The organism is Vibrio sp. D401a (assembly GCF_030248515.1).
In the GTDB taxonomy this organism is placed as follows: Bacteria; Pseudomonadota; Gammaproteobacteria; order Enterobacterales; family Vibrionaceae; genus Vibrio; species Vibrio rotiferianus.
This window is the reverse complement of record NZ_JAHGAI010000001.1, coordinates 220,645-246,057: the sequence shown is the minus strand read 5'-3', so window position 1 is coordinate 246,057 and position 25,413 is coordinate 220,645. Positions and strand designations below refer to the sequence as shown.

The following is a 25,413-nucleotide window of genomic DNA, read 5'->3' as shown; positions in this document are numbered from 1 at the left end:
GAGTTATCACATGCACAGCGATCTTTTTTCAGACTTAATCCACCATGGCTTCCTTGAAGATGAAGCGAATCAGCTTATTGAACATGGGCAACAGCTTGAACTGCCAACGCGCCATATTCTCAATCACCAAGGTGAGTTCAGCTCGCACATCTACTTTGTTTTGGAAGGGTTGTGCCATGCCAGTTATCTGACCGACAAAGGTAAGGAGTTCAGTAAAGAGTTCTACTGGGAAAAGGATTGGGTGATTGGCTTTGAAGGGCTTATCAAGAATCAGCCATCGCCGTACTTATTAGAAACGCTGACACCTTGTCATCTGTTTTGCTTACCAATTGAAGTGCTACATCAATGGCGTGAAGAAAAGCATCCTATCTACTTAAAGCTGCTCGAAGCGCAATTAATGCATAAAGAAAACAAAGAACGCTTTATGTTGCTCTACTCACCAGAAGAGCGTTACCAACTATTTTGTCAGCATTATCCAGACTTAGAACAGCGTATTACCGATAGCCAGATTGCCGCTTACTTGGGGATTACCGCGATCAGTCTTAGCCGAATTAAGTCACGCTTAAAGAAAGGTAATGAATAAGGTCAGATAGGCTGGAAAAAACAAAGGCGCTCAATGTCGAGCGCCTTTGCATTAAATCAAGTTCTGCTTACTTCAGAATACGAGCACGGAATTGACGACCCTTCATCTTACCGTTGCTGATGGTTTGCAGTGCTTTCTTCGCCACAGATTTCTCTACCGCAACATAAGAACGCATCGCCATTAGTTGGATCTTACCCACTTGTGCACCCGTGATACCATTTTTACCAGTCAAACAGCCAAGGATATCACCCGCACGTACTTTCTGTTTCTTACCGCCATCAATGTTAATCGTCACCATCTTCGCTTGGTATGGCTGCTGAGTTGATTTCGCTGGCAGTGTTGCTGGTACCACATCCATATCTAGGTACTCTTCAATGCGAGCCACACGTAGGCCATCTTTCTCACCAAAGAAGCTGAACGCCAAACCTTTGCTGCCCGCACGACCAGTACGACCAATACGGTGAACGTGTACTTCTGGGTCACGAGACAATTCAAAGTTAAATACCGCATCAAGATTGTCGACATCCAAACCACGCGCCGCTACGTCTGTTGCAACAAGGATAGAGACACTCTTGTTAGCAAACTGGACCAGAGCTTGGTCGCGCTCACGCTGTTCTAGATCGCCATGAAGATCCACCACACTGAAGCCTTTGTGATGCAGTTCATCAGCTACATTCTGTACTTCTTTCTTGGTATTACAGAACACCACCGCTGACTCTGGCTGGTGCGTCAGTAGTAGGTTCGCCAGAGCTTCATCGCGTGCTTCTGAACCTTCAACGTTGTAAAAGTACTGCGCGATGCTCGACGTATCGTGTGTCGATTCTACTTTGATCATCTCTGGCGATTGCATAATACGTTGAGCAATCTGTTCGATCTTCTCAGGGAAAGTCGCACTGAATAGCAGTGTTTGACGTTGTTTAGGCGCAGCATCAATGATCGCATCGAGTGCGTCTTGGAAGCCCATCTCCAGCATACGGTCTGCTTCATCTAGAACCAGCGTGTTTAGCTCTTCTAGGTTAATGCGACCTTTCTCTAGATGATCAAGGATACGACCTGGCGTACCCACCAGAATATGAGCTCCATGCTCTAGTGAACCGATTTGCGGTCCCATTGGCATGCCGCCACACAATGTCAGTACTTTAATGTTGTGAATACCACGACCTAGCGTACGGATCTCTTTCGCCACCTGATCAGCCAGTTCACGCGTTGGGCACAACACCAAAGATTGTACACGGAAGCGCTTCACATTTAGGCTGGACAATACGCCCAGACCAAATGCCGCCGTTTTGCCTGAGCCTGTTTTACCCTGACCAATCACATCACGCTGATTCAAAATCGCAGGTAAGCTCAACGCTTGAATTGGCGTCATATGGGTGTAGTTCAATGATTCAAGCGTCTCTAGTAGCGCTGGATTAAGCCCTACTTGGTCAAAAGTTTGTTTGCTCACAGGGAAATATCCTCAGGTGGGATGAAAAAGAGGGCACATTATCGCCAGATTTGTCGCGAAGACCAGTGAAAATTAACCATTGTTAATGAGTAATAGCAGAAAACGACGTAAAGTCAGCTGCATTCGCTCATTAATGGATATTGGAAATGATCAACTGGACTGCCCTACCTTTCTCTCAACTGACAACGACACAACTCTACGAGATGCTGCGCCTGCGCGTTGATGTCTTTGTGGTAGAGCAAACCTGTCCTTATCCAGAACTGGACGGCAAAGATACACTGGAAGGGGTTTTTCACCTATTGGGCTACAAAGACAATGAACTGGTTGCCTGCGCTCGTCTATTGCCTGCTGGTACCACTTACGACAATGTCAGTATCGGCCGTGTGGTAACCAAACAAAGCGCTCGTGGTGGTGGTCTTGGACATGAACTGCTTGAGCAAGCCCTACAACATTGCCAACAGCTTTGGGCAGGTAAAACGATAGATATCGGCGCACAAGAACACCTGATGGCCTTCTATGCGAGTCATGGTTTTGAAGTCATTTCCGGAAGCTACCTTGAAGATGGCATCCCGCATGTCGATATGCGCCGAGTGAGCTAAATGTCACCCTACCACCTGGCGTTATTCTTACTGGTTATCGGCAACTTGGCGGCATCACTCTCCGATGTCGCCGTCAAACTGATTGAAGGCGGCATCAGCCCGTTCCAATATATATTTGTACGCCAGTTGGCTTCACTGCTGCTCATCCTACCTTTCTATCTCCGACAACAACCGAATAAACGTAGCCTGAAGCAAGCACCTATTACCTTGTTGCGGGCACACCTGATATTAATTGGTAGCGGCTGTATGATGGTTGCAGTCACTCACCTGCCTCTTGCGACTGCTAACGCCGTCTTTTACGCAGCGCCGATTTTAATGTTGCCGCTGTCGATATTGTTCCTCAAAGAGCATCCTCCACTGAGCAAGGTCTTGCTCACTTGCTTCGGGTTCCTTGGTGTCCTAGTTGTACTCAGACCGGATCATTTTCATTGGGCAGCGTTGTTTGCACTCGGCACGGCGACCACACTGGCGATGTTTAATATATTGGTAAGAAAGCTACCCAGTGAACAGTCTGTCGTCACCACACTTTGGTGGACCACTCTATTCTCGTTACCTATCTCTGCAGTACTGGCTGGATTTTACTGGCAACCGATGACGGGGCAGGAATTGGTATTAGTTATCGCTAGTGCAGTATGCATCTTAAGCTATAACGGCTTGGCAGTACTGGCATATCAAAAAGCTCCAGCCGGAGAAATTGCTTTAGCTGAATACTCTGGCTTAGTGTTCGTAACACTCTTTGGGATATGGTGGTTTGACGAGATTCCAGATTGGCTGACTGCGGTAGGGATCCTGATGATCGTATTACCGCTCTTGCCATGGAATAAGAGAAGACGGCTCACCAATCGAGAGGCATCAGATTGAGATGCTATCACTAGCAAACAGAAGGATATAAAAAAGGCGCGAATCATCGCGCCTTCAGAATGCTTGTTAATGAACGTTATTTATTGCGCCCGAATGTTCCATCAGATAAGCGGAAGAACATCACCGACTCGCCACTTTTCTCAAGCTGCAGCATATCTAACTTACCATCGTCAGCGAGCTTAAAGCGAACCAATTGACCTTGTTTAATCCGGCTCAGTGGCTTATCGCTGCCTTCAATTTTGACCAAGGCGTTTAAGTCAGCCATCGAAAGTTGATTGCTACGGAATACTTGGGCCAGCGTATCACCGTTTTTAACCGTGTACTCTTTCCACTGTTCCGATTTTGGTTCTGAGTTCTGTGCTGAGCGCTGTTCACTTAAGCTTTGCGCGTTCAGTTGAATGGCAACACGTTGACTCTCAACTTGAGCATCATCGATAAGTGCTTCAGTATCTTTGGGTACAGGGATGATCAGAAGCACCAACACCACTGGCACTAATACCATCAGTGCACGTTGATGGAGTTTTGGAAAGCGTTGCCAAAACTGAGCCACAGGTTGTACTCTTTCCTGCCACTTCTCTTTGTTAAACGGCTGCTTCCAATCGATAGCAGCGAACTTTTGTTTCATCAATTCGACGTGGTCGACTTGCTGCTTTTTCTTTCTGCGACGATTCATTCTGATGAGTCCTTTAATACTTCTAATCTCAGTATAAAAATACCAGCGCGGAGAGTATATGTTTTTCGCCAAAGTAAAATGTAATTTGGCGTAAATTAGCAGAAATTTCACTTGGAGTAAGAGATAAGTCACACCCTCCGATCCAGAATGCGACATTCGAGCACAATCATTTAAACCGAGGCTCGAACCTGATATCCTGTGCCTTTATCACTCCTAATAAGAGCGACATTCATGTCTGAAATTAAATTTGAAACTGCAGAACAGAAAGCGAGCTACGGTATTGGTCTGCAAATGGGTCAGCAACTGGCTGGTTCTGGTCTAGAAGGCCTTAGCGTTGACGCTATCGCTGCTGGTATTGCAACTGCACTAACTGGTGACATGCCTTCTATCGAGATCGACGAGATCAACAACGCACTGCAAGAGCTACACACTCGTGCAGAAGCAGTTCGTCAAGAAGCAGCTAAAGCAGCAGCAGCTGACGGCGAAGCGTTCCTAAAAGACAACGCCCTACGTCCTGAAGTAAACGTTCTTGAGTCTGGTCTTCAGTACGAAATCATCACTGAAGGTACTGGCGAAATCCCAACGGCAGCGTCTCAAGTACGTGTTCACTACCACGGTGAGCTAACTGACGGCACTGTATTCGACAGCTCTGTATCTCGCGGTCAACCTGCTGAGTTCCCAGTAACTGGCGTAATCAAAGGTTGGGTTGAAGCTCTTCAACTAATGCCTGTTGGCTCTAAGTGGAAACTATACATCCCACAAGATCTAGCATACGGTGAGCGTGGCGCAGGTGCTGCTATCCCTCCATTTGCTGCTCTAGTATTCGAAGTAGAGCTACTAGACATCCTTTAATTTGGATTTTTAGCAAAGCTAATAACGGCGACACATTGTGTCGCCGTTTTTTTTGGATAATACTGAGACAAATTCTTAGAAAGAATAGTTAGCAGTAAGTAATAAGGAGATGATATGTATAAGAAAGTAGCTATCGCAGCACTTGCCAGTGTCGCATTGATGGGCTGTCAAAGCACCTCGAAAGAGAATCAAGTAAGCGTTGACAGCGGCTATAGTGAAATTGCGAACGCGGCACTGATGGGAGCAGTTAAAGCTTGGTCAAAACAGGGGGCAGCAGATACTGACCTAGTTTCTGCCATTCAAAAAAGTACAAACGTGTCATCCGAACAAGCTATTGGTGGTGTAGGTTCACTATTGGCCTTAGCTCAGAGTTCTCTGGGTAATAATGAGACTTCAGAACTAGCGGGACTAGTTCCAGGCTTTGACTCTCTACAGGCGAGTGGTCTGTCTGCTTTAATCGCAAACAACGAGACAGTAAAAGGTGCGTTCTCTGCTCTAGGTATGGACCCATCCCTGATTTCCACTTTTACTCCCCTAATCTTAAGTGCACTGCAAAGCCAAGGTGCAAGTTCTGGCCTACTCGATAGCCTAGGTGCTATCTGGAAATAAGCGAGAAGCGAGAAAATCATGTAGGGTTGGCACACAGTGTCGACCCTTTTTCTTTGAATTCAGATAATCAAATCCAAATATGGGCCAGTAGTGCCAGTAACTTTCGACTTGCTCTTCGCGAGCAAATCTCGCAGGGCATAAGCCGTTATTTCCCTAGCTTCCAAACGCAAAAAAGCCGAGCTAACGCTCGGCTTTTTTTGTTCTTACGAACTGAGATTACTCAGCAGCTTCTTCAGCAGCTGGGCGATCTACAAGCTCAATGTAAGCCATTGGAGCTTTATCACCAGCACGGAAGCCAGCTTTTAGGATACGAGTGTAACCGCCCTGACGAGCAGCAAAACGTGGACCTAGTTCGTTAAACAGTTTTGCAACTACTTCGTTATCACGAGTACGTGCAAATGCTAGACGACGGTTAGCAACACTGTCAGTCTTAGCTAGTGTAATCAAAGGCTCAACTACGCGACGTAGCTCTTTTGCTTTTGGCAAAGTAGTCTTGATAACTTCATGACGTACTAGAGAGCTAGCCATGTTGCTGAACATCGCTTTGCGATGTGAGCTGTTGCGGTTGAGTTGACGACCACTCTTACGATGGCGCATGACCTAATCCTTCTAACTAGTATCGATTAATCTTCAGCGATTGATGCAGGTGGCCAGTTTTCTAGGCGCATGCCCAGAGACAGACCACGTGACGCAAGTACGTCTTTAATCTCAGTAAGAGATTTTTTACCAAGGTTAGGCGTTTTAAGTAGCTCAACCTCAGTACGTTGTACTAGATCACCGATGTAGTGAATCGCTTCTGCTTTCAAACAGTTAGCAGAGCGAACTGTTAGTTCAAGATCGTCTACAGGACGCAGTAGGATCGGATCGAATTCTGGCTTCTCTTCCTTCTCCTCAGGTACACGTACATCACGAAGATCTACGAACGCATCCAATTGTTCAGCTAGGATAGTAGCTGCACGACGGATTGCTTCCTCAGGTTCTAGAGTACCGTTTGTTTCCATATCGATAACAAGCTTGTCTAGATCAGTACGCTGTTCTACACGAGCTGCTTCTACAGCGTAGGCAATTTTGTCTACAGGGCTGTAAGTAGCATCTACTAGTAGGCGACCGATTGGACGCTCATCTTCTTCAGTATGGATACGCGCTGAAGCTGGAACATAACCACGACCACGTTCTACTTTAATACGCATTGCGATTTCAGCGTTGTCATCCGTTAGGTGACAAATAACGTGTTCAGGGTTAGCGATCTCTACATCACCGTCATGGGTGATGTCACCTGCAACCACAGGGCCCGAGCCTGATTTGTTCAAAGTAATGAACACTTCATCTTTGCCTTCGGCAACGCGTACAGCCAAACCTTTAAGGTTTAGAAGAATTTCAAGAATATCTTCTTGAACGCCTTCTTTAGTGCTGTACTCATGAAGTACGCCTTCGATTTCTACTTCTGTTACAGCACAACCTGGCATAGAAGATAGAAGAATACGGCGAAGTGCATTACCCAGAGTATGACCAAAGCCACGCTCTAATGGCTCAAGAGTTACTTTTGCGTGAGTCGAGCTGATTTGTTCAATGTCAACTAGACGTGGCTTAAGAAATTCTGTTACAGAACCCTGCATTGTGTCCTCTCTTTAGTTTAAACCTTACTTAGAGTAAAGCTCGACGATCAATTGTTCGTTGATGTCAGCTGATAGATCAGAACGCTCAGGCATACGCTTGAATGTACCTTCCATCTTGCCACCATCTACTTCAATCCAAGTTGGTTTTTCACGTTGTTCAGCAACTTCTAGAGCTGCTTTGATACGAGCTTGCTGTTTAGCTTTCTCGCGAATAGAAACAACGTCATTAGCCGCTACTTTGAAAGAAGGAACGTTTACAACTTTACCGTTAACTAGGATAGCTTTGTGGCTAACTAGCTGACGTGCTTCTGCGCGAGTTGCGCCAAAGCCCATGCGGTAAACTACGTTATCAAGACGACCTTCAAGAAGCTGAAGCAGGTTCTCACCTGTGTTGCCTTTAAGACGTGCAGCTTCTTTGTAGTAGTTACGGAATTGTTTTTCTAGAACGCCGTACATACGACGAACTTTTTGCTTCTCACGAAGCTGAACGCCATACTCAGATAGACGACCGCGACGAGCGCCGTGTACACCTGGTGCGTTATCAATTTTACACTTGGTATCGATCGCGCGAACACCAGACTTAAGGAATAAGTCAGTGCCTTCACGACGGCTAAGCTTCAGCTTAGGACCCAAATATCTTGCCATGATCTTTCTCCAGTAATCTAAAAAACGTTATACGCGACGTTTCTTAGGTGGACGACAACCGTTATGAGGGATTGGTGTAGCATCAACGATGTTTGTGATGCGGAAACCAGCTGCGTTCAGAGCGCGAACAGTAGATTCACGACCTGGACCAGGACCCTTAACCATAACTTCCAAGTTCTTTAGACCGTATTCTTTAGCCATTTCAGCACAACGCTCAGCAGCAACCTGTGCAGCGAACGGAGTAGACTTACGAGAACCACGGAAACCAGAACCACCTGCAGTAGCCCAAGCTAGAGCGTTACCTTGACGGTCAGTAATGGTTACGATTGTGTTATTGAAAGAAGCATGGATGTGCGCAACGCCATCTGCAACTTGCTTGCGTACGCGCTTACGAGCGCGAGTTGGTTGTTTAGCCATTGTACTCTACCTTCCCGATTATTTCTTGATCGGCTTACGCGGACCCTTACGGGTGCGAGCGTTGGTTTTAGTACGCTGTCCACGTAGTGGTAGACTGCGACGATGACGAAGACCACGGTAACAGCCAAGGTCCATAAGACGCTTGATGTTCATAGATACTTCACGACGTAGATCACCTTCTACAGTGTACTTAGCTACACCATCACGCAGTTGATCGATCTGCTCTTCAGTTAGTTCACTGATCTTAACATCTTCAGCAATACCCACTTCAGCTAGGATAGCTTGAGAGCGAGTTTTACCGATGCCGTAGATCGCCGTTAGAGCGATTACAGCGTGTTTCTGATCAGGAATGTTAATGCCTGCTATACGGGCCATTATTCACTCCTAAGTGTTTCTATAAAAGAATTAGCCGCAGCAAAGCCCGTGATGGATACGCTGCGGAGTACTACTTCTTTTGCACGCAAAAGGTAGGCCGAGGAATATACTCGACCTAACCTTCGTTTTCAAGTAAAAATTTCTGCTAATTAGCCTTGGCGCTGTTTGTGCTTTGGCTCACTGCAAATCACGCGAACAACACCGTTGCGCTTGATTACTTTACAGTTACGGCAGATTTTTTTAACGGAAGCACGAACTTTCATTGCTAAACTCCGTAATTGAAACTGAGTCTACCGTCGAATTAACGACCGTAGCCTTTCAGATTCGCTTTCTTCAACACAGAATCATACTGTTGAGACATCAGATGAGTCTGTACCTGTGCCATAAAGTCCATGATAACAACAACTACGATAAGTAGTGATGTACCGCCGAAGTAGAAACGTACGTTCCACGCGACCATCATGAACTCGGGAATCAGACAGATAAAGGTAATGTACAGTGCACCCGCTAGGGTTAAACGTGTCATCACTTTATCAATGTACTTAGCTGTCTGCTCACCTGGGCGGATACCGGGTACGAATGCACCGGACTTCTTCAAGTTATCTGCTGTTTCACGCGGGTTGAAAACCAACGCCGTGTAGAAGAAACAGAAGAAAATAATCGCTGCTGCATAAAGCATTACATACAGCGGTTGACCTGGGCTAAGAGCCAAAGACACGTCAGTTAACCAACCGAACGCGCTGCTCTCACCGTTCTGACCAAACCACTGAGCCAGTGTTCCTGGGAACAGGATAATACTTGATGCGAAAATCGCTGGAATAACACCCGCCATATTAATTTTAAGTGGCAAGTGCGAGCTTTGCGCAGCAAATACTTTACGACCTTGTTGACGCTTAGCGTAGTTAACGACGATACGGCGTTGACCACGTTCCATGAAAACAACGAAGTAAATTACTGCAAAAGCTAATACCGCAATTAGCAACAGAAGAAGTACATGCAATTCACCTTGACGCGCTTGCTCGATTGTTTGACCGATTGCAGAAGGCAATCCAGCAACAATACCTGCAAAAATCAGAATGGAAATACCATTACCGATTCCTCGCTCTGTAATTTGTTCACCTAACCACATTAGGAACATGGTACCGGTTACTAAACTTACGGTAGCAATTAGCGTAAACATGGTTTGGTTCATAACAACCAGATTGTCGACCATGTTTGGTAAGCCAGTTGCAATACCAATAGCTTGGAATGTTGCAAGTACAAGCGTGCCGTAGCGTGTATATTGGCTGATCTTACGACGGCCTGCTTCACCCTCTTTCTTGAGTTCCGCTAACGCTGGATGAACTACAGTTAGCAATTGGACAACAATAGATGCCGAAATATACGGCATGATGCCCAACGCTAATATAGATGCACGCTCAAGAGCACCACCGGAGAACATGTTAAACATTTCAACGATGGTACCTTTTTGCTGTTCGAACAAATCGGCAAGTACAGCAGCGTCAATACCAGGAATCGGCACAAAAGAGCCGGCTCGGAATACTAAAAGTGCACCAATTACGAATAACAAGCGCGACTTTAGTTCACTTAAGCCGCTCTGAGCACTACGAAAATCTTGTCCTGGTTTCTTAGCCATCTGTACCTCGTTCCTCGAGATTATTCCTCGATTTTACCGCCTGCAGCTTCGATTGCAGCTTTAGCGCCTTTAGTCACACGTAGACCTTTAACAGTCACTGCTTTGTTAATTTCACCAGAAAGAACAACTTTTACGAATTCGATGTTCTTAGTGATGATGTTAGCAGCTTTAAGGCTGTTTAGATCAACCACGTCACCAGAAACTTTCGCTAGCTCGGCTAGACGAACTTCAGCAGACACTAGGCTCTTACGAGAAGTGAAACCGAATTTTGGTAGACGTTGTTTCAGAGGCATCTGACCGCCTTCGAAACCTGGACGAACTTTACCGCCAGAACGTGATTTTTGACCTTTGTGACCACGGCCACCAGTTTTACCTAGGCCAGAACCGATACCACGACCTACACGCTTAGGAGCATGCTTAGAGCCCGCAGCCGGTGCAAGAGTATTCAAACGCATTCTGATTACTCCTCAACTTTAACCATGTAGTAAACCTTGTTGATCATACCGCGTACGCACGGAGTATCTTCAAGTTCTACTGTGTGGTTGATTTTACGAAGACCTAGACCACGCAAAGTAGCTTTGTGCTTTGGTAGGCGGCCAATTGAGCTTTTAGTTTGAGTTACTTTAATAGTTGCCATGGTGTTCTTACTCCGAAATAGATTCAACAGTTAGACCACGTTTAGCAGCAACCATTTCTGGTGACTTCATGCTACCTAGTGCATCGATCGTAGCACGAACGATGTTGATAGGGTTCGTAGAACCGTATGCTTTAGATAGTACGTTGTGTACACCAGCAACTTCTAGTACTGCACGCATCGCACCACCTGCGATAACACCAGTACCTTCTGCAGCAGGCTGCATGTAAACTTTAGAGCCCGAATGGCGACCTTTCACTGGGTGGTGAAGAGTGCCTTCGTTTAGCGCGATCGTAGTCATGTTACGACGTGCTTTTTCCATTGCTTTTTGAATCGCTGCAGGTACTTCACGAGCTTTGCCGTAACCGAAACCTACACGACCGTTACCGTCACCAACTACTGTTAGTGCAGTGAAGCTCATGATTCGACCGCCTTTAACCGTTTTAGAAACGCGGTTAACTGCGATTAGCTTTTCTTGCAAATCATTCGCTTGAACTTGTTGTTCTTTAGCCATCTTCCAACCCTACCTTAGAATTTCAGACCAGCTTCGCGAGCAGATTCTGCTAGCGCCGCTACTCGACCGTGGTATTGGAAACCAGAACGATCAAATGCAACTGCAGTTACGCCTTTTTCAAGAGCGCGTTCTGCAACAGCTTTACCTACTGCTTTAGCTGCATCAACGTTACCAGTGTATTTCACTTGCTCACGGATCGCTTTTTCTACAGTAGAAGCTGCTGCGATAACCTCAGAGCCATTAGCCGCGATAACCTGTGCGTACACGTGACGAGGAGTACGGTGTACAACTAGGCGAGTCGCACCCAGTTCTGCAATCTTACGACGTGCACGTGTAGCACGACGGATGCGAGATGCTTTCTTATCCATAGTGTTACCTTACTTCTTCTTAGCTTCTTTAGTACGCACATTTTCATCTGCGTAACGAACACCTTTGCCTTTGTAAGGCTCAGGTTGACGGTAAGAACGAATGTCAGCCGCAACTTGACCAACTAGTTGCTTATCACAACCAGTGATGATGATTTCAGTTTGGCTTGGACATTCAGCTTTAATACCCGCTGGCAACTCGTGCTCAACTGGGTGAGAGAAGCCTAGTGTTAGACCTACAGCGTTGCCTTTAATAGCAGCACGGTAACCAACACCTTTAAGAGTTAGCTTCTTAGTAAAGCCTTCAGTAACACCAACAACCATGTTATTAACTAGAGCGCGAGCTGTACCAGCTTGTGCCCATGCGTTAGTAACACCTTCTTTAGGACCGAAAGTCAGGTTGTTTTCTTCCTGAGCGATAACAACAGCGTCGTTAAGAACGCGAGTTAGTTCGCCTTTAGCACCTTTTACAGTGATTTCTTGGCCGTTTAGTTTCACCTCTACGCCAGCTGGAATAGCGACAGGTGCTTTTGCAACACGAGACATAGTCTACTCCTATTAAGCTACGTAACAGATGATTTCACCGCCAAGACCTGCTTTACGTGCAGCGCGGTCTGACATCAGACCCTTGGAAGTAGAAACGATAGCAATACCAAGACCACCCATTACAGAAGGAAGTTGATCTTTCTTCTTGTAAACACGTAGACCTGGACGAGAAACACGTTTAAGTTGCTCGATTACTGGTTTTGCTTGGAAGTACTTAAGTGTAACTTCTAGCTCAGGTTTTGCTTCGCCTTCAACAGCGAAGTCAACGATGTAACCTTCAGCTTTTAGTAGTGCAGCGATTGCAACTTTAAGCTTTGAAGAAGGCATTTTAACAGCAACTTTGTTTGCTGCCTGACCGTTACGAACGCGGGTCAGCATATCCGAAATCGGATCTTGCATGCTCATATGATTTACTCCAAATGATTAAGTGGCAATTACCAGCTAGCCTTACGAAGACCCGGAATCTCGCCTTTCATGCAAGCTTCACGAACCTTAATACGGCTTAGACCGAACTTACGTAGGTAACCGTGTGGACGACCAGTTTGGTTACAACGGTTGCGCTGACGTGATGCACTTGAATCACGTGGAAGAGATTGCAGTGTAAGAACCGCATTCCAACGATCTTCTTCAGATGCGTTTACATCGCTGATGATAGCTTTTAGCGCCGCACGCTTTTCAGCGAACTTAGCTACTAGCTTCGCACGTTTTGCTTCACGTGCTTTCATTGAATTTTTAGCCATAACAGTAACCCTTCACCTTACTTACGGAATGGGAAGTTAAAGGCAGCCAGCAGAGCACGGCCTTCCTCATCAGTAGCAGCAGACGTCGTAATAGTGATGTCTAGACCGCGTACTCGATCAACTTTATCAAAGTCGATTTCCGGGAAGATGATTTGCTCGCGAACGCCCATGCTGTAGTTACCGCGACCGTCAAAAGACTTAGCGCTAACACCACGGAAGTCACGTACACGTGGAAGTGCGATAGAGATTAAACGCTCTAAAAATTCCCACATACGTTCGCCACGCAAGGTTACTTTACAACCGATAGGGTAGCCTTCACGGATTTTGAAACCAGCAACAGATTTACGCGCTTTAGTGATAAGTGGCTTTTGACCAGAGATCGTTGCCATATCAGATGCTGCGTTTTCTAGCAGTTTCTTATCGTTGATTGCTTCACCAACACCCATGTTTAGGGTGATTTTCTCGATTCTAGGGACTTGCATGACGCTTGTGTAGCTAAACTGTTTGGTCAGTTCAGCGACTACAGACGACTTGTAGTAATCATGCAGTTTCGCCATAGTAGAACTCCAAATTACTTCTATTAGTTAGAAACGATTTCGTTGTTAGATTTAAAGAAACGTACTTTCTTACCATCTTCAAAACGGAAACCGATACGGTCAGCTTTACCAGTAGCTGCGTTAAAGATCGCCACGTTAGAAACATCGATTGCTGCTTCTTGTTCAACGATACCACCTTGTTGACCTAGAGCCGGAACCGGCTTTTGGTGTTTCTTAACAAGGTTGATGCCTTCAACGATAACTTTACCAGTTGCTAGGACCTTAGTTACTTTACCTTTCTTGCCTTTGTCTTTACCAGCAAGAACGATTACTTCGTCATTACGACGGATTTTAGCTGCCATTTCTACGTGCTCCTTACAGAACTTCTGGAGCCAGTGAAACGATCTTCATGAACTTATCGCCACGAAGTTCGCGTGTCACAGGACCAAAGATACGTGTACCGATTGGTTGCTCTGTATTGTCGTTCAACAATACGCAAGCATTTCGGTCGAAGCGAATGACAGAACCGTCAGGACGACGTACGCCTTTACGGGTGCGCACTACCACCGCCTTCAGAACGTCACCTTTTTTAACTTTACCGCGAGGAATTGCTTCCTTAACAGTAACTTTGATAACGTCACCGATATGTGCATAACGGCGGTGAGAGCCACCCAGAACCTTAATACACATTACGCTGCGTGCGCCTGAGTTATCAGCTGCGTCCAGCATACTTTGCATTTGGATCATGTTAGTGCTCCGCTAAATTATAAAAAAACTAGACCCTCTCGGGTCGGGCTGCCTCTTTAAAAGGGACGCGAATTGTACCACCCTTTTTTTCAATTGGGTAGTCAAAAAATAAACGGCCCCAAAAATAATTTTGGAGCCGTTTAGTTTCATAGAATTAGCTAGGATTAACCTTTAGCTTTTTCTAGAACTTTTACCAAAGTCCAAGACTTAGTCTTAGACAGTGGACGACACTCAGCGATTTCAACTGTGTCGCCTAGGCCACACTCGTTGTTCGCGTCATGTGCGTGTACTTTAGTCGTACGCTTTACGAATTTACCGTAAATTGGGTGTTTCACCATGCGTTCGATAGCAACTACGATAGACTTGTCCATCTTGTCGCTAACTACACGACCTTGTTGAGTACGTTTTACTTCGCTCATTATGCGCCTGCCTTCTCAGTCAAAACAGTTTTCACACGTGCGATATCACGGCGTACAGCTTTCAGAGTATGAGTTTGCTGTAGCTGACCAGTTGCAGCTTGCATGCGCAAGTTGAACTGTTCGCGTAGCAAATTCAATAGCTCAACGTTAAGCTCTTCAACGCTTTTCTCGCGTAGATCTTGTGCTTTCATCACATCACCTGCTTAGTTACAAATGTAGTCTTGAATGGCAGTTTACGAGCCGCTAGGCGGAACGCTTCACGTGCCAATTCTTCAGGTACACCACCCATTTCGTACATAACCTTACCAGGTTGGATTTGGGCTACCCAGTACTCAACGTTACCTTTACCCTTACCTTGACGAACTTCAAGTGGTTTTTCTGTGATTGGTTTGTCTGGGAACACACGGATCCAGATTTTACCTTGACGCTTAACGTGACGTGTCATTGCACGACGTGCCGCTTCAATTTGACGAGCAGTTAGACGACCACGGCCAACAGCTTTAAGACCGAATTCGCCGAAGCTTACATCAGTACCTTTAGCTAGACCACGGTTACGACCTGTCTGAACCTTACGGAACTTAGTACGTTTAGGTTGTAGCATCTGTCGACTCCTTACTTACGGCCTTTACGCTGCTTCTTAGGCTTGTCGCCTTTAGGCTCTACAGCGTTAGCTGCTGGCATACCACCTAGGATCTCACCTTTGAAGATCCAAGTTTTAATGCCGATCACACCGTATTGAGTGTGAGCCGAAGAAGTTGCGTAATCAATGTCTGCACGTAGAGTGTGTAGAGGCACACGGCCTTCACGGTACCACTCAGAACGTGCGATTTCAGCGCCGCCTAGACGACCGCTTACTTCCACTTTGATGCCTTTAGCACCTAGACGCATTGCGTTTTGTACCGCACGCTTCATAGCACGACGGAACATAACACGACGCTCTAGTTGAGACGCGATGCTGTCACCAACAAGTTGTGCATCAAGTTCAGGCTTACGTACTTCAGCGATGTTAATTTGCGCTGGTACACCTGCAATTTTTGCTACAGCTGCGCGTAGTTTCTCAACGTCTTCACCTTTCTTACCGATTACAACGCCTGGACGAGCAGTGTGAATAGTCACACGGATGCTCTTAGCAGGACGCTCGATAACGATACGTGAAAGAGACGCTTTTTGTAGTTCCTTAGTTAGGAACTGACGTACCTTGAAGTCGCCGTCTAGGTTGTCAGCGAAATCTTTGGTGTTAGCAAACCATGTAGCATTCCAAGGCTTAACGATGCCAAGACGAATACCATTAGGATGTACTTTTTGACCCATTGCTTACTCTCCTAGTCTCTAGCGATCTGCTACAACAACAGTGATGTGGCTTGAACGCTTCAAGATACGATCCGCACGACCTTTAGCACGAGGCATAATACGCTTCATGATAGGGCCTTCATCTACAAAGATTTTTGCGACATTCAGATCGTCAATATCTGCACCTTCGTTGTGCTCCGCGTTAGCGATAGCAGACTCTAGAACTTTCTTAACTAGAACAGCAGCTTTTTTGTTGCTGAAAGTTAGGATTTCTAGAGCTTGGTCAACAGATTTACCACGAATTAGATCCGCAACTAAGCGAGCTTTCTGAGGCGAAATGCGAGCAAAGTTATGTTTAGCAATAGCTTCCATCATTTACTCCTTAACGCTTCTTAGCTTTCTTATCCGCAGCGTGACCGCGGTAAGTACGTGTTGGTGCGAATTCACCTAGTTTGTGACCGATCATTTCTTCGGTAACGAAAACAGGTACGTGCTGACGACCATTATGGACAGCGATGGTCAAACCGATCATCGATGGGATGATCATTGAACGACGGGACCAAGTCTTAAGTGGCTTTTTGTCTCCGCTTTCCACCGCTTTCTCTACCTTCTTCAGCAAGTGTAGGTCAATAAATGGACCTTTCTTGAGAGAACGTGGCATGGCGATTCCTCTTTATATAGATTACTTGTTACGACGACGTACGATGTACTTGTCAGTGCGTTTGTTCTTACGAGTCTTGAAGCCTTTAGTTGGCATACCCCAAGGAGATACTGGGTGACGACCGCCAGATGTACGACCTTCACCACCACCGTGTGGGTGATCAACCGGGTTCATTACTACACCACGTACGGTTGGACGTACGCCGCGCCAGCGTGAAGCACCAGCTTTACCAAGTTCACGTAGCATGTGCTCAGAGTTACCAACTTCACCGATTGTTGCACGGCCTTCAGAAAGAACTTTGCGCATTTCGCCAGAACGTAGACGGATAGTTACGTACGCACCGTCGCGAGCAACGATTTGAGCGTAAGCACCAGCCGAACGAGCTAGCTGACCACCTTTACCAGGTTTAAGTTCAACGTTGTGTACAGTTGAACCTACTGGGATGTTACGCATTGGTAGAGTGTTACCAGCTTTGATTGGTGCATCAGCACCAGACTGAATAACATCACCCGCGTTAACACCTTTAGGTGCTAGGATGTAGCGACGCTCACCGTCTTTGTATAGAACTAGAGCAATGTTTGCGCTACGGTTTGGATCGTATTCTAGACGCTCAACTGTCGCTGGGATACCGTCTTTAGTACGTTTGAAGTCAACTAGACGGTAGTGGTGCTTGTGACCACCGCCGATGTGACGTACTGTGATACGACCGTTGTTGTTACGACCACCGTTCTTAGAGTTTTTCTCTAGAAGAGGTGCGTATGGCTTGCCCTTGTGTAGGTCAGCGTTAACAACTTTAACAACGTGACGACGACCAGGGGAAGTCGGCTTACATTTAACAATAGCCATTCTTAACTACTCCTGTTATTCCGCGCCGCCAACAAAGTCAAGATCTTGACCTTCTTTCAAAGTAACGTACGCTTTCTTAACGTCGCTGCGGCGACCTTGGCGTAGACCTTGACGTTTGGTCTTACCCTTAGTGATAAGAGTATTTACAGACTTAACTTCAACTTCAAAAAGCTTTTCTACAGCTGCTTTGATCTCTTTTTTAGTTGCATCTTTAGCTACTTTGAAAACGATAGTGTTCGCTTTCTCAGCTGCCATAGTTGCTTTTTCAGAGATGTGCGGAGCACGTAGAACTTTTAGGATACGCTCTTCAGTGATCATGCTAGCATCTCCTCAACTTGCTTAACTGCTTCAGCAGTCATTACAACTTTGTCGAACGCGATTAGTGAAACTGGGTCGATACCAGCAACGTCACGTGCGTCAACTTTGTATAGGTTACGAGCAGCTAGGAATAGATTCTCATCTACTTCGCTAGTCACGATTAGAGCGTCAGTTAGCTCAAGCTCTTTAAGCTTAGCAACTAGCTCTTTAGTCTTTGGCGCTTCAACTGAGAAGTTATCAACAACGATTAGACGCTCTTGACGAACTAGCTCAGAAAGAATGCTCTTCATAGCACCGCGGTACATTTTTTTGTTTACTTTTTGGCTGTGATCTTGTGGTTTCGCAGCAAAAGTAACACCACCTGTACGCCAGATTGGGCTACGGATTGTACCAGCACGCGCACGGCCAGTACCTTTTTGACGCCATGGCTTAGCGCCACCGCCAGAAACTTCTGAACGTGTTTTTTGAGCACGAGTACCTTGACGAGCACCTGCTGCAAACGCAACAACTACTTGGTGTACAAGAGCTTCGTTAAACTCACGTCCGAAAGTAGTTTCGGAAACAGTTAGTGCATCAGCACCTTTAACCATTAGTTCCATTACTTACTCCTGAGACGTTATGCTTTAACAGCTGGTTTAACGATCACGTTGCCACCTGTTGAGCCCGGTACTGCACCTTTAATAAGAAGCAGATTGCGCTCAGCGTCAACACGTACGATCTCTAGGTTTTGAGTCGTTACACGCTCAGCACCCATGTGACCTGCCATTTTCTTGCCTTTAAATACGCGACCTGGAGTTTGACATTGGCCAATTGAACCCGGTGCACGGTGAGACAATGAGTTACCGTGAGTCATATCTTGAGTACGGAAGTTCCAACGCTTAACAGCGCCTTGGAAGCCCTTACCTTTAGATGTACCAGTAACGTCTACTTTCTTAGTTTCGTTGAATAGTTCAACTGTTAGCTCAGCGCCAACTGCGAACTCTTCACCGTTTTCCAAACGGAATTCCCAAAGACCGCGACCAGCTTCAACGCCAGCTTTAGCAAAGTGACCTGCTTCAGCTTTGTTTACACGGTTAGCTTTCTTAGAACCAGCAGTTACCTGAATTGCTGCGTAGCCGTCTGTCTCAAGAGTTTTAACTTGAGAAACACGGTTTGCTTCAACTTCAACAACTGTTACTGGGATAGAAACGCCGTCTTCAGTAAATACGCGGGTCATGCCCACTTTACGACCGATTAGACCAATCATTCTTCTAATCTCCCTTAACCTAGGCTAATTTGAACGTCAACGCCCGCAGCAAGGTCTAGACGCATTAGAGCATCAACAGTTTTGTCTGTTGGCTCAACGATGTCGATTAGACGCTTGTGAGTACGAATTTCGTACTGGTCACGTGCTTTCTTGTTAACGTGTGGAGAGATAAGAACTGTGAAACGCTCTTTACGAGTTGGCAGTGGGATTGGACCACGAACCTGTGCGCCAGTGCGCTTAGCTGTTTCAACGATTTCCGCTGTAGAAGCGTCGATTAGTTTGTAATCGAATGCTTTTAGGCGGATACGGATACGTTGGTTCTGCATGAGACAGAGCTCCAATATTAAAAATTACACAAACAATATCGCCACTCAGACTCGTCAAGACGAGAGAATGCCGATTGATTTATGTGAAACCGTAGCGTCCAAGATTAGGACACATTGTCAGTTAATTTTCGATTAACTATCCCTATATACCAGAGTCACGTCTGGGGATAGTTTTTCCGAAGAAAAGATAGCTAATTGTATTAACCGCGAACATAAGCTGAGTCTACATTACCGCGTAAATCACTAGGATTTACTCGCTCCTCATTGCTCATTGGTTCACAACTGGCTTAACCAGTGCGACGCATTATACAGATCACACTTTAGGATGCAAGAGCTGAGTGAAAAATAATCGAATAAAATCCAACCACTCGAAATATCCAAAAGTTCTGCCGCCGCATAAACAAAAAGGACGCCTTAGCGTCCTTTTTTAAACAGGAATGATAATAGCGCTGGCTATTACTTCTTGCTTGATAGTGCACCGAAACGCTTGTTGAAGCGATCAACACGGCCGCCTGTATCAACGATACGTTGCTTACCAGTGTAGAATGGGTGACACTTGTCACATACGTCTAGGTGGATAGATTCCTTCGCTAGAGTAGATTTGAACTCAAAAGAGTTGCCGCAAGAACAAGTAGCAGTTACTGCTTTGTATTCTGGGTGGATACCAGCTTTCATGGGATAACCTCAATAGTAGGCCGTGTCGCTATACGAATCTAAGCCGCACACCACACGTAATTAATATCAAAAATGCGATACCGCATCGACCAATTGCCGAAGCCATATCTCAAGGCGCAGTATAGTAATGAATCACCTTGCTAGGATCAACACATTTGGCAACTTTTTCGCCACTTTTTTCACCAGCACTTATATATAGAGGACTTTCTCTTACCTTATTTGAGGATTACTCGAATTCCACCGAAGGTTTTAATAGACTATACCCTCTTCTTCCCTCTTTTATATAGTTAAGATTCTATGCGCCCATCCATCGCTAGAGTGGCACTACCGGTACCACTCGACAAACAGTTTGATTACATCATTCCCGGGCATCTCTTTCCGCTCATTGGAGGAAGAGTGTCTGTTCCTTTCGGCCGTCAGACCCTTGTCGGCATAGTCACTGCGATGGTGAACCATTCTGATTTTCCTAAAGAGCAACTGAAACCAATCAAAGCAGTTTTAGACGCCCAACCTCTATGGCCAGAGAAACTATACTCCTTACTTACTTGGTGTAGTCAGTTTTACCAATACCCTCTCGGAGATACATTACACAACGCGATGCCCACTGCACTGCGTAAAGGTAAACCTGCAGACTTTGCTACGCTGCAAGAGTGGAAGATCACTACATCGGGTAAAGATAAGCTGATGCAAGGTTTAGGGCGCGCAGTCAAACAACAGCGTGCTTTGCAGATGTTAGTTAATGGCTCAGTTCCGCATCAAGAGTTTATTGATCATGAAATTGGGTCTAGCGTACTTAAATCTTTAGAAGAGAAAGGCTGGGTCGAACGCATAGAGAAGAGGCCAACAATCACTAAGTGGGGCCAACAAGTCGAGTGCGACGTAGAGAAGCCAAAACTCAACCATGAACAGGCGCTGGCTATTGCAAGCGTAAACAGTCAAACCGGTTTTGCCTGCTATTTATTAGAGGGCGTAACCGGCTCAGGTAAAACCGAAGTCTACTTGAACCTCATTAAGCCAGTGCTTGAGCAAGGTAAACAAGCATTAGTTTTGGTGCCAGAGATAGGTTTAACACCACAAACTATCAACCGCTTTAAACATCGCTTTAATGTTCCCGTTGATCTGATCCATTCTGGGCTAAATGATACCGAGCGGCTGAATGCTTGGCTTTCTGCACGGGACAAAGCCGCCGGCATCATTATTGGTACCCGCTCTGCCCTGCTAACGCCTTTCGCCAATCTCGGCATTATTATCGTCGATGAAGAGCACGACTCGTCTTATAAACAGCAAGATAGCCTACGCTATCACGCGCGTGATGTTGCGGTTATGCGCGCACATAAAGAGCAAGTGCCTATTGTGCTTGGTTCAGCAACGCCTGCATTAGAAACACTGCATAATGCACTCACTGGTAAGTATCATCATTTAACTCTGACTCAGCGTGCTGGCTCTGCTGTGCCAACGACGAATAAAGTACTCGATGTAAAAGGCCTCTATTTAGATAGTGGATTATCCGCGCCTTTGATTGCAGAAATGCGCAAACACCTAAAAGCAGGCAATCAAGTCATGTTGTTCTTAAACCGCCGAGGCTTTTCACCAGCATTGATGTGCCATGAATGTGGCTGGATTGCGGAATGTAAACGTTGTGATGCTTACTACACCTTCCATCAATACAGCAATGAGATTCGCTGTCATCACTGCGGCTCACAGCAACCTGTGATTCATCAATGCCGAGGGTGTGGCTCGACACAGTTAGTGACTGTGGGCGTAGGCACGGAACAGCTCGAGTTACAATTGGCAGATCTATTTCCCGAATACAAAGCTATTCGTATTGATAGAGATAGCACTCGCCGCAAAGGCAGCCTAGAGGATGCGCTCGAGTCGATTCGTAAAGGCGAATACCAAATTTTAATCGGCACTCAAATGCTAGCAAAAGGCCACCACTTCCCTAACGTGACACTTGTTGCGCTGCTAGATGTGGATGGCTCTTTATATAGTAGTGACTTCCGAGCATCAGAGCGTTTAGCACAGTTATTCATTCAGGTCGCCGGGCGCGCTGGCCGAGCAAGTAAGCCGGGAGAAGTGATACTGCAAACCCACCATCCAGAACATAGTTTGCTACAGGCGCTGCTGCAAAAAGACTACCGACACTTTGCCATGACCGCCTTAGAAGAACGTAAGCTGGCTCAATTACCGCCATATAGCTTCTTAACATTATTTAAAGCAGAGGCAAACCAAAGCGAGGTGGTTGAAGACTTTTTACGCCAAGTGCGTTTTACCCTTGAATCACACCCACTATTCGATGATTCCTGCATGGTATTGGGGCCGACGCCATCACCGTTAGCCAAGCGTGCCGGGAAATATCGTTGGCAATTATTACTGCAAACTCAGCATCGCTCATTGATGCAAAAGTTATTAACCAGTGCGAAACCTGCTATTGAGTTGTTGCCAAATGCCAAGAAAGTGCGCTGGAATTTAGACATAGAACCACAAGATCTCAGCTAGCAAACGTTTAACTATGTAATGAATTACCGTCTTATGTGATGAAAATCACAATCGCATTGCAATTTTTGTTAATCAGGCCGTAACTTTCACTTTAGAAATGAATAGACTATCCAAATTAGCAAAGTCTAAAGTGGATCAATCACATAGGCTGATATTAGAACAATGACAAACGTCATCTGGCAATCAATTGAGAGGGTATAAACTATGGCGACAATGAAGGATGTTGCCCAGCTTGCTGGAGTCTCTACCGCAACCGTGTCGCGAGCTCTGATGAATCCGGAAAAAGTATCATCATCGACACGAAAAAGAGTAGAAGATGCTGTGCTTGAAGCTGGCTACTCACCGAATTCATTAGCACGCAACTTACGTAGAAATGAATCAAAAACCATTGTCACTATAGTTCCCGACATCTGCGATCCGTACTTTTCTGAAATCATTCGTGGTATCGAAGATGCAGCAATGGAACATGGCTACCTAGTCCTACTGGGCGACAGTGGTCAACAGAAAAAACGAGAAAGCTCATTTGTAAACCTCGTCTTTACCAAACAAGCTGATGGCATGCTACTGCTTGGCACCGATTTACCATTCGATGTCAGCAAGCCAGAACAGAAAAACTTACCGCCTATGGTGATGGCTTGTGAGTTTGCTCCTGAGCTAGAACTGCCAACCGTACACATTGATAACCTAACCTCTGCTTTTGAAGCTGTGAACTACCTAACTCAATTAGGCCATAAGCGTATCGCTCAAATCTCTGGTCCAGAGAGTGCTGCACTATGCCAATTCCGTCAGCAGGGTTACCAACAGGCGTTACGTCGTGCGGGCATTACTAAAGAAGCACAATACAGTATCGTTACTGACTTCACCTTTGAAGGCGGTGCACAAGCAATCCGTAAACTACTCGAACTACCAGAGCCACCTACCGCTGTATTCTGTCATTGTGACACCATGGCTATTGGTGCGATCCAAGAAGCAAAACGCCTAGGATTGAGAGTTCCACAAGACATCTCAATTGTTGGGTTTGACGATATCCAATTTGCTCAGTACTGCGATCCACCGTTAACTACCATCTCGCAACCTCGTTATGAGATCGGTCGCCAAGCCATGCTAATGATGCTAGAGCTGTTAAAAGGTCATGATGTACACTCCGGCTCTCGCTTACTTGAGACCAAACTTGTTGTTCGAGGTAGTGCTGCTCCACCACCATTACGCTGATAACTAACTAGCCACTCTAGCATCGCTAAAGTGGCCAGTTTCCTGCACGTAGCTAACAAGATTACATTGTCAGGGTGTTTTCTCTCCTCGTTCTGGATTACCATACTGTCAGAATCCTTGATGACCTGAAGTTACCGTGGCAAATAGAGATTATGTACGACGTGGTCGTGGCACGCCGAAAAAAACAACCAAGAAACAACCATCACGAAAAAAACCTTGGCGTAGTGGCCTACTAGCTGTCTTGCTTGTGGGGGGCTTTGGCTATGGCTTATACCTACTCAGTACCGATCCTGAGCCAGAAAAGCCAGTAGCGAAACAAGAGCCGGTGAAGACAAGCAAGCCGAAACCAAAGAAAGAACTTCCACCTCCTCCTGAGGAAAAGTGGGAATATGTCGAGTCTTTACCTAGCCGTGAAGTCGAAGTGGTCGCGAAAGAAATTGAAGTCTCAAAGATCCCTTACATAATGCAATGTGGGGCGTATAAGACTCAGGCTCAAGCAGAAGACCGTAAGCTAGCGATCGCTTTTCAAGGTATTTCTAGCAGAATACGTAAGAAAGAAGGCAGCTCTTGGTACCGTGTCGTACTAGGTCCATATAAGTTCAAACGTGATGCGGAAAAAGATCGCCATAAATTGCAACGAGCCAAGATCGAACCGTGTGCGATTTGGAAAGAGAATATTTAACTCTTAAAGATCTCATTAATGTCGAGACCAACCAAGTAATCGGTTGGTCTTTTCTTTTATCCAACAGTAAGTCGAGATCCCCTACTCGGGTAATCCATAACCACTCACATTGCTCAGTGAGCCCGCAGTTATCATCAAACCACTTACGCTCCAAAGCATCTCACTCTCTTCCTCGTTCAAAACGACAAATCATAATGTCGACAAAGGAAAAACGACTTCCCCTTGAATCCCGAATCCCTTCCCCCCATATAATGATTAAATCCAAAGAGAAATAATTAAGAGGTCGACTGTGACTACTATTGTATCTGTACGTCGAAACAACAAAGTCGTCATCGCGGGTGATGGCCAAGTATCATTAGGCAATACGGTAATGAAAGGCAATGCACGTAAAGTCCGTCGCCTGTACAACAATCAAGTACTTGCAGGTTTTGCCGGTGGTACTGCCGATGCTTTCACTCTATTCGAGCGTTTTGAAAGTAAGTTGCAAATGCATCAAGGCCATCTAACTAAAGCAGCCGTTGAACTAGCTAAAGATTGGCGTAGCGATCGAGCACTTCGAAAACTAGAAGCGCTGCTGGCTGTAGCCGATGAAACCGCTTCACTGATCATCACAGGTAATGGTGATGTGGTTCAGCCAGAAAATGACTTGATCGCGATTGGCTCAGGTGGTGCATACGCACAAGCGGCAGCCACTGCACTATTAGAAAACACAGACCTAGATGCTCGCGAAATCGCAGAAAAAGCATTGAACATTGCCGGCGACATCTGTGTGTTCACCAACCATCATCACACTGTAGAAGAACTAGAATCTACAGCAGAACTTCCTAAGCCTACGGCTTAAGCG

The 25,413-nt window shown here is 45.9% G+C and carries 40 protein-coding genes; 9 read left to right on the top strand and 31 right to left on the bottom strand.

The window, feature by feature from the left end; all coding sequences use genetic code 11:
- The first annotated feature begins 10 nt into the window (after window positions 1–10).
- Window positions 11–583 carry a Crp/Fnr family transcriptional regulator gene (locus KIV41_RS01185; RefSeq protein ID WP_285335544.1) on the top strand — a complete coding sequence of 191 codons (573 nt, stop codon included), beginning with the start codon at window positions 11–13 and terminating at the stop codon, window positions 581–583.
- Between the two features lie 67 nt (window positions 584–650).
- On the opposite strand, the gene dbpA is transcribed toward KIV41_RS01185, so the two are convergent.
- Window positions 651–2,030 (bottom strand): ATP-dependent RNA helicase DbpA, encoded by a 1,380-nt coding sequence (dbpA, locus tag KIV41_RS01180; RefSeq protein ID WP_285335543.1) that lies wholly within the window; start codon window positions 2,028–2,030, stop codon window positions 651–653.
- Between the two features lie 146 nt (window positions 2,031–2,176).
- On the opposite strand from dbpA, the gene KIV41_RS01175 reads away from it, so the two are divergent.
- A complete protein-coding gene (locus KIV41_RS01175; protein ID WP_045386391.1) occupies window positions 2,177–2,629 on the top strand; it encodes a GNAT family N-acetyltransferase in 453 nt (150 codons plus the stop codon).
- The gene (locus KIV41_RS01170) at window positions 2,630–3,490 is read left to right on the top strand and encodes a DMT family transporter (protein WP_285335542.1); all 861 of its coding nucleotides are present in this window, start codon (window positions 2,630–2,632) and stop codon (window positions 3,488–3,490) included.
- 76 nt (window positions 3,491–3,566) lie between these two features.
- Here KIV41_RS01170 and KIV41_RS01165 read toward each other — a convergent pair whose 3' ends face one another.
- Complete coding sequence (locus tag KIV41_RS01165; RefSeq protein WP_010445390.1) at window positions 3,567–4,163, bottom strand: LysM-like peptidoglycan-binding domain-containing protein; 597 nt, start codon at window positions 4,161–4,163, stop codon at window positions 3,567–3,569.
- A 231-nt stretch (window positions 4,164–4,394) separates the two neighbouring features.
- Here KIV41_RS01165 and KIV41_RS01160 point away from each other — a divergent pair, with 231 nt between their 5' ends.
- Both KIV41_RS01160 and KIV41_RS01155 read left to right on the top strand, forming a co-directional pair.
- Window positions 4,395–5,015, top strand: a complete 621-nt coding sequence (locus tag KIV41_RS01160) for an FKBP-type peptidyl-prolyl cis-trans isomerase (RefSeq protein ID WP_005437303.1) — start codon at window positions 4,395–4,397, stop codon at window positions 5,013–5,015.
- Window positions 5,016–5,129: 114 nt separating this feature from the next.
- Window positions 5,130–5,624 (top strand): DUF2780 domain-containing protein, encoded by a 495-nt coding sequence (locus tag KIV41_RS01155; protein WP_285335541.1) that lies wholly within the window; start codon window positions 5,130–5,132, stop codon window positions 5,622–5,624.
- A gap of 216 nt (window positions 5,625–5,840) precedes the next feature.
- Here KIV41_RS01155 and rplQ read toward each other — a convergent pair whose 3' ends face one another.
- The 29 genes from rplQ to rpmE all read right to left on the bottom strand — a co-directional run bounded on the left by rplQ (window position 5,841) and on the right by rpmE (window position 20,176).
- Window positions 5,841–6,221: a 50S ribosomal protein L17 gene (rplQ, locus tag KIV41_RS01150; protein ID WP_005383141.1), complete on the bottom strand. Its 381-nt coding sequence runs from the start codon at window positions 6,219–6,221 to the stop codon at window positions 5,841–5,843.
- Between the two features lie 26 nt (window positions 6,222–6,247).
- Window positions 6,248–7,240, bottom strand: a complete 993-nt coding sequence (locus KIV41_RS01145) for a DNA-directed RNA polymerase subunit alpha (protein ID WP_010445384.1) — start codon at window positions 7,238–7,240, stop codon at window positions 6,248–6,250.
- 24 nt (window positions 7,241–7,264) lie between these two features.
- Window positions 7,265–7,885, bottom strand: a complete 621-nt coding sequence (gene rpsD / locus KIV41_RS01140; RefSeq protein ID WP_005383146.1) for a 30S ribosomal protein S4 — start codon at window positions 7,883–7,885, stop codon at window positions 7,265–7,267.
- A 27-nt stretch (window positions 7,886–7,912) separates the two neighbouring features.
- Complete coding sequence (rpsK, locus tag KIV41_RS01135) at window positions 7,913–8,302, bottom strand: 30S ribosomal protein S11 (RefSeq protein ID WP_001118870.1); 390 nt, start codon at window positions 8,300–8,302, stop codon at window positions 7,913–7,915.
- Window positions 8,303–8,320: 18 nt separating this feature from the next.
- Window positions 8,321–8,677: a 30S ribosomal protein S13 gene (rpsM, locus tag KIV41_RS01130; RefSeq protein WP_005450559.1), complete on the bottom strand. Its 357-nt coding sequence runs from the start codon at window positions 8,675–8,677 to the stop codon at window positions 8,321–8,323.
- A gap of 149 nt (window positions 8,678–8,826) precedes the next feature.
- A complete protein-coding gene (gene rpmJ / locus KIV41_RS01125; protein ID WP_000868186.1) occupies window positions 8,827–8,940 on the bottom strand; it encodes a 50S ribosomal protein L36 in 114 nt (37 codons plus the stop codon).
- Window positions 8,941–8,978: 38 nt separating this feature from the next.
- Complete coding sequence (gene secY / locus KIV41_RS01120; protein WP_005435093.1) at window positions 8,979–10,313, bottom strand: preprotein translocase subunit SecY; 1,335 nt, start codon at window positions 10,311–10,313, stop codon at window positions 8,979–8,981.
- 20 nt (window positions 10,314–10,333) lie between these two features.
- The gene (gene rplO / locus KIV41_RS01115; RefSeq protein WP_005450562.1) at window positions 10,334–10,768 is read right to left on the bottom strand and encodes a 50S ribosomal protein L15; all 435 of its coding nucleotides are present in this window, start codon (window positions 10,766–10,768) and stop codon (window positions 10,334–10,336) included.
- Between the two features lie 5 nt (window positions 10,769–10,773).
- Window positions 10,774–10,950 carry a 50S ribosomal protein L30 gene (gene rpmD / locus KIV41_RS01110; RefSeq protein WP_000201159.1) on the bottom strand — a complete coding sequence of 59 codons (177 nt, stop codon included), beginning with the start codon at window positions 10,948–10,950 and terminating at the stop codon, window positions 10,774–10,776.
- Between the two features lie 7 nt (window positions 10,951–10,957).
- Complete coding sequence (gene rpsE, locus KIV41_RS01105) at window positions 10,958–11,461, bottom strand: 30S ribosomal protein S5 (RefSeq protein ID WP_004745894.1); 504 nt, start codon at window positions 11,459–11,461, stop codon at window positions 10,958–10,960.
- A 14-nt stretch (window positions 11,462–11,475) separates the two neighbouring features.
- Window positions 11,476–11,829: a 50S ribosomal protein L18 gene (gene rplR / locus KIV41_RS01100; RefSeq protein WP_005435088.1), complete on the bottom strand. Its 354-nt coding sequence runs from the start codon at window positions 11,827–11,829 to the stop codon at window positions 11,476–11,478.
- 9 nt (window positions 11,830–11,838) lie between these two features.
- Window positions 11,839–12,372 (bottom strand): 50S ribosomal protein L6, encoded by a 534-nt coding sequence (gene rplF, locus KIV41_RS01095; RefSeq protein ID WP_010445333.1) that lies wholly within the window; start codon window positions 12,370–12,372, stop codon window positions 11,839–11,841.
- Between the two features lie 12 nt (window positions 12,373–12,384).
- Entirely contained in the window at window positions 12,385–12,777 is a 393-nt protein-coding gene (gene rpsH / locus KIV41_RS01090) for a 30S ribosomal protein S8 (RefSeq protein ID WP_005450567.1), read from the bottom strand.
- Between the two features lie 29 nt (window positions 12,778–12,806).
- Window positions 12,807–13,112 (bottom strand): 30S ribosomal protein S14, encoded by a 306-nt coding sequence (gene rpsN / locus KIV41_RS01085; RefSeq protein ID WP_004410442.1) that lies wholly within the window; start codon window positions 13,110–13,112, stop codon window positions 12,807–12,809.
- A 17-nt stretch (window positions 13,113–13,129) separates the two neighbouring features.
- Window positions 13,130–13,669, bottom strand: coding sequence for a 50S ribosomal protein L5 (gene rplE, locus KIV41_RS01080; RefSeq protein ID WP_045386380.1), 540 nt, complete (start codon window positions 13,667–13,669; stop codon window positions 13,130–13,132).
- A 23-nt stretch (window positions 13,670–13,692) separates the two neighbouring features.
- Entirely contained in the window at window positions 13,693–14,010 is a 318-nt protein-coding gene (rplX, locus tag KIV41_RS01075) for a 50S ribosomal protein L24 (RefSeq protein WP_010445323.1), read from the bottom strand.
- A 13-nt stretch (window positions 14,011–14,023) separates the two neighbouring features.
- Window positions 14,024–14,395 (bottom strand): 50S ribosomal protein L14, encoded by a 372-nt coding sequence (rplN, locus tag KIV41_RS01070; RefSeq protein WP_004410450.1) that lies wholly within the window; start codon window positions 14,393–14,395, stop codon window positions 14,024–14,026.
- 164 nt (window positions 14,396–14,559) lie between these two features.
- On the bottom strand, window positions 14,560–14,814 hold the full coding sequence (rpsQ, locus tag KIV41_RS01065; RefSeq protein ID WP_010445317.1) for a 30S ribosomal protein S17: 255 nt from the start codon (window positions 14,812–14,814) through the stop codon (window positions 14,560–14,562).
- Window positions 14,814–15,005, bottom strand: coding sequence for a 50S ribosomal protein L29 (gene rpmC, locus KIV41_RS01060; RefSeq protein WP_285335540.1), 192 nt, complete (start codon window positions 15,003–15,005; stop codon window positions 14,814–14,816). The genes rpsQ and rpmC overlap by 1 nt, the downstream gene beginning before the upstream one ends.
- Entirely contained in the window at window positions 15,005–15,415 is a 411-nt protein-coding gene (gene rplP, locus KIV41_RS01055; RefSeq protein WP_005379577.1) for a 50S ribosomal protein L16, read from the bottom strand. The genes rpmC and rplP overlap by 1 nt, the downstream gene beginning before the upstream one ends.
- 11 nt (window positions 15,416–15,426) lie before the next feature.
- A complete protein-coding gene (rpsC, locus tag KIV41_RS01050) occupies window positions 15,427–16,125 on the bottom strand; it encodes a 30S ribosomal protein S3 (protein WP_005435080.1) in 699 nt (232 codons plus the stop codon).
- Between the two features lie 18 nt (window positions 16,126–16,143).
- Window positions 16,144–16,476 (bottom strand): 50S ribosomal protein L22, encoded by a 333-nt coding sequence (gene rplV / locus KIV41_RS01045; RefSeq protein WP_010445309.1) that lies wholly within the window; start codon window positions 16,474–16,476, stop codon window positions 16,144–16,146.
- A gap of 10 nt (window positions 16,477–16,486) precedes the next feature.
- Window positions 16,487–16,765 carry a 30S ribosomal protein S19 gene (gene rpsS, locus KIV41_RS01040; RefSeq protein ID WP_005431614.1) on the bottom strand — a complete coding sequence of 93 codons (279 nt, stop codon included), beginning with the start codon at window positions 16,763–16,765 and terminating at the stop codon, window positions 16,487–16,489.
- 21 nt (window positions 16,766–16,786) lie between these two features.
- Complete coding sequence (gene rplB, locus KIV41_RS01035; RefSeq protein WP_045386379.1) at window positions 16,787–17,611, bottom strand: 50S ribosomal protein L2; 825 nt, start codon at window positions 17,609–17,611, stop codon at window positions 16,787–16,789.
- A gap of 15 nt (window positions 17,612–17,626) precedes the next feature.
- Window positions 17,627–17,929 (bottom strand): 50S ribosomal protein L23, encoded by a 303-nt coding sequence (gene rplW, locus KIV41_RS01030; protein WP_004398471.1) that lies wholly within the window; start codon window positions 17,927–17,929, stop codon window positions 17,627–17,629.
- Window positions 17,926–18,528, bottom strand: a complete 603-nt coding sequence (gene rplD, locus KIV41_RS01025) for a 50S ribosomal protein L4 (protein WP_005435074.1) — start codon at window positions 18,526–18,528, stop codon at window positions 17,926–17,928. Before rplD ends, rplW begins: the two co-directional genes overlap by 4 nt.
- Before the next feature lie 17 nt (window positions 18,529–18,545).
- Window positions 18,546–19,175: a 50S ribosomal protein L3 gene (rplC, locus tag KIV41_RS01020; protein WP_005435072.1), complete on the bottom strand. Its 630-nt coding sequence runs from the start codon at window positions 19,173–19,175 to the stop codon at window positions 18,546–18,548.
- A gap of 14 nt (window positions 19,176–19,189) precedes the next feature.
- Window positions 19,190–19,501 carry a 30S ribosomal protein S10 gene (gene rpsJ, locus KIV41_RS01015; RefSeq protein ID WP_004410492.1) on the bottom strand — a complete coding sequence of 104 codons (312 nt, stop codon included), beginning with the start codon at window positions 19,499–19,501 and terminating at the stop codon, window positions 19,190–19,192.
- A 456-nt stretch (window positions 19,502–19,957) separates the two neighbouring features.
- Window positions 19,958–20,176 (bottom strand): 50S ribosomal protein L31, encoded by a 219-nt coding sequence (gene rpmE / locus KIV41_RS01010; protein ID WP_010445294.1) that lies wholly within the window; start codon window positions 20,174–20,176, stop codon window positions 19,958–19,960.
- 297 nt (window positions 20,177–20,473) lie between these two features.
- On the opposite strand from rpmE, the gene priA reads away from it, so the two are divergent.
- The 4 genes from priA to hslV all read left to right on the top strand — a co-directional run bounded on the left by priA (window position 20,474) and on the right by hslV (window position 25,410).
- Window positions 20,474–22,675 (top strand): primosomal protein N', encoded by a 2,202-nt coding sequence (gene priA / locus KIV41_RS01005; RefSeq protein ID WP_285335539.1) that lies wholly within the window; start codon window positions 20,474–20,476, stop codon window positions 22,673–22,675.
- A gap of 204 nt (window positions 22,676–22,879) precedes the next feature.
- Window positions 22,880–23,887: a DNA-binding transcriptional regulator CytR gene (gene cytR, locus KIV41_RS01000; protein ID WP_045386374.1), complete on the top strand. Its 1,008-nt coding sequence runs from the start codon at window positions 22,880–22,882 to the stop codon at window positions 23,885–23,887.
- 136 nt (window positions 23,888–24,023) lie between these two features.
- A complete protein-coding gene (gene ftsN, locus KIV41_RS00995; protein WP_045386372.1) occupies window positions 24,024–24,569 on the top strand; it encodes a cell division protein FtsN in 546 nt (181 codons plus the stop codon).
- Between the two features lie 289 nt (window positions 24,570–24,858).
- On the top strand, window positions 24,859–25,410 hold the full coding sequence (hslV, locus tag KIV41_RS00990) for an ATP-dependent protease subunit HslV (protein ID WP_009698878.1): 552 nt from the start codon (window positions 24,859–24,861) through the stop codon (window positions 25,408–25,410).
- Window positions 25,411–25,413: the final 3 nt, after the last annotated feature.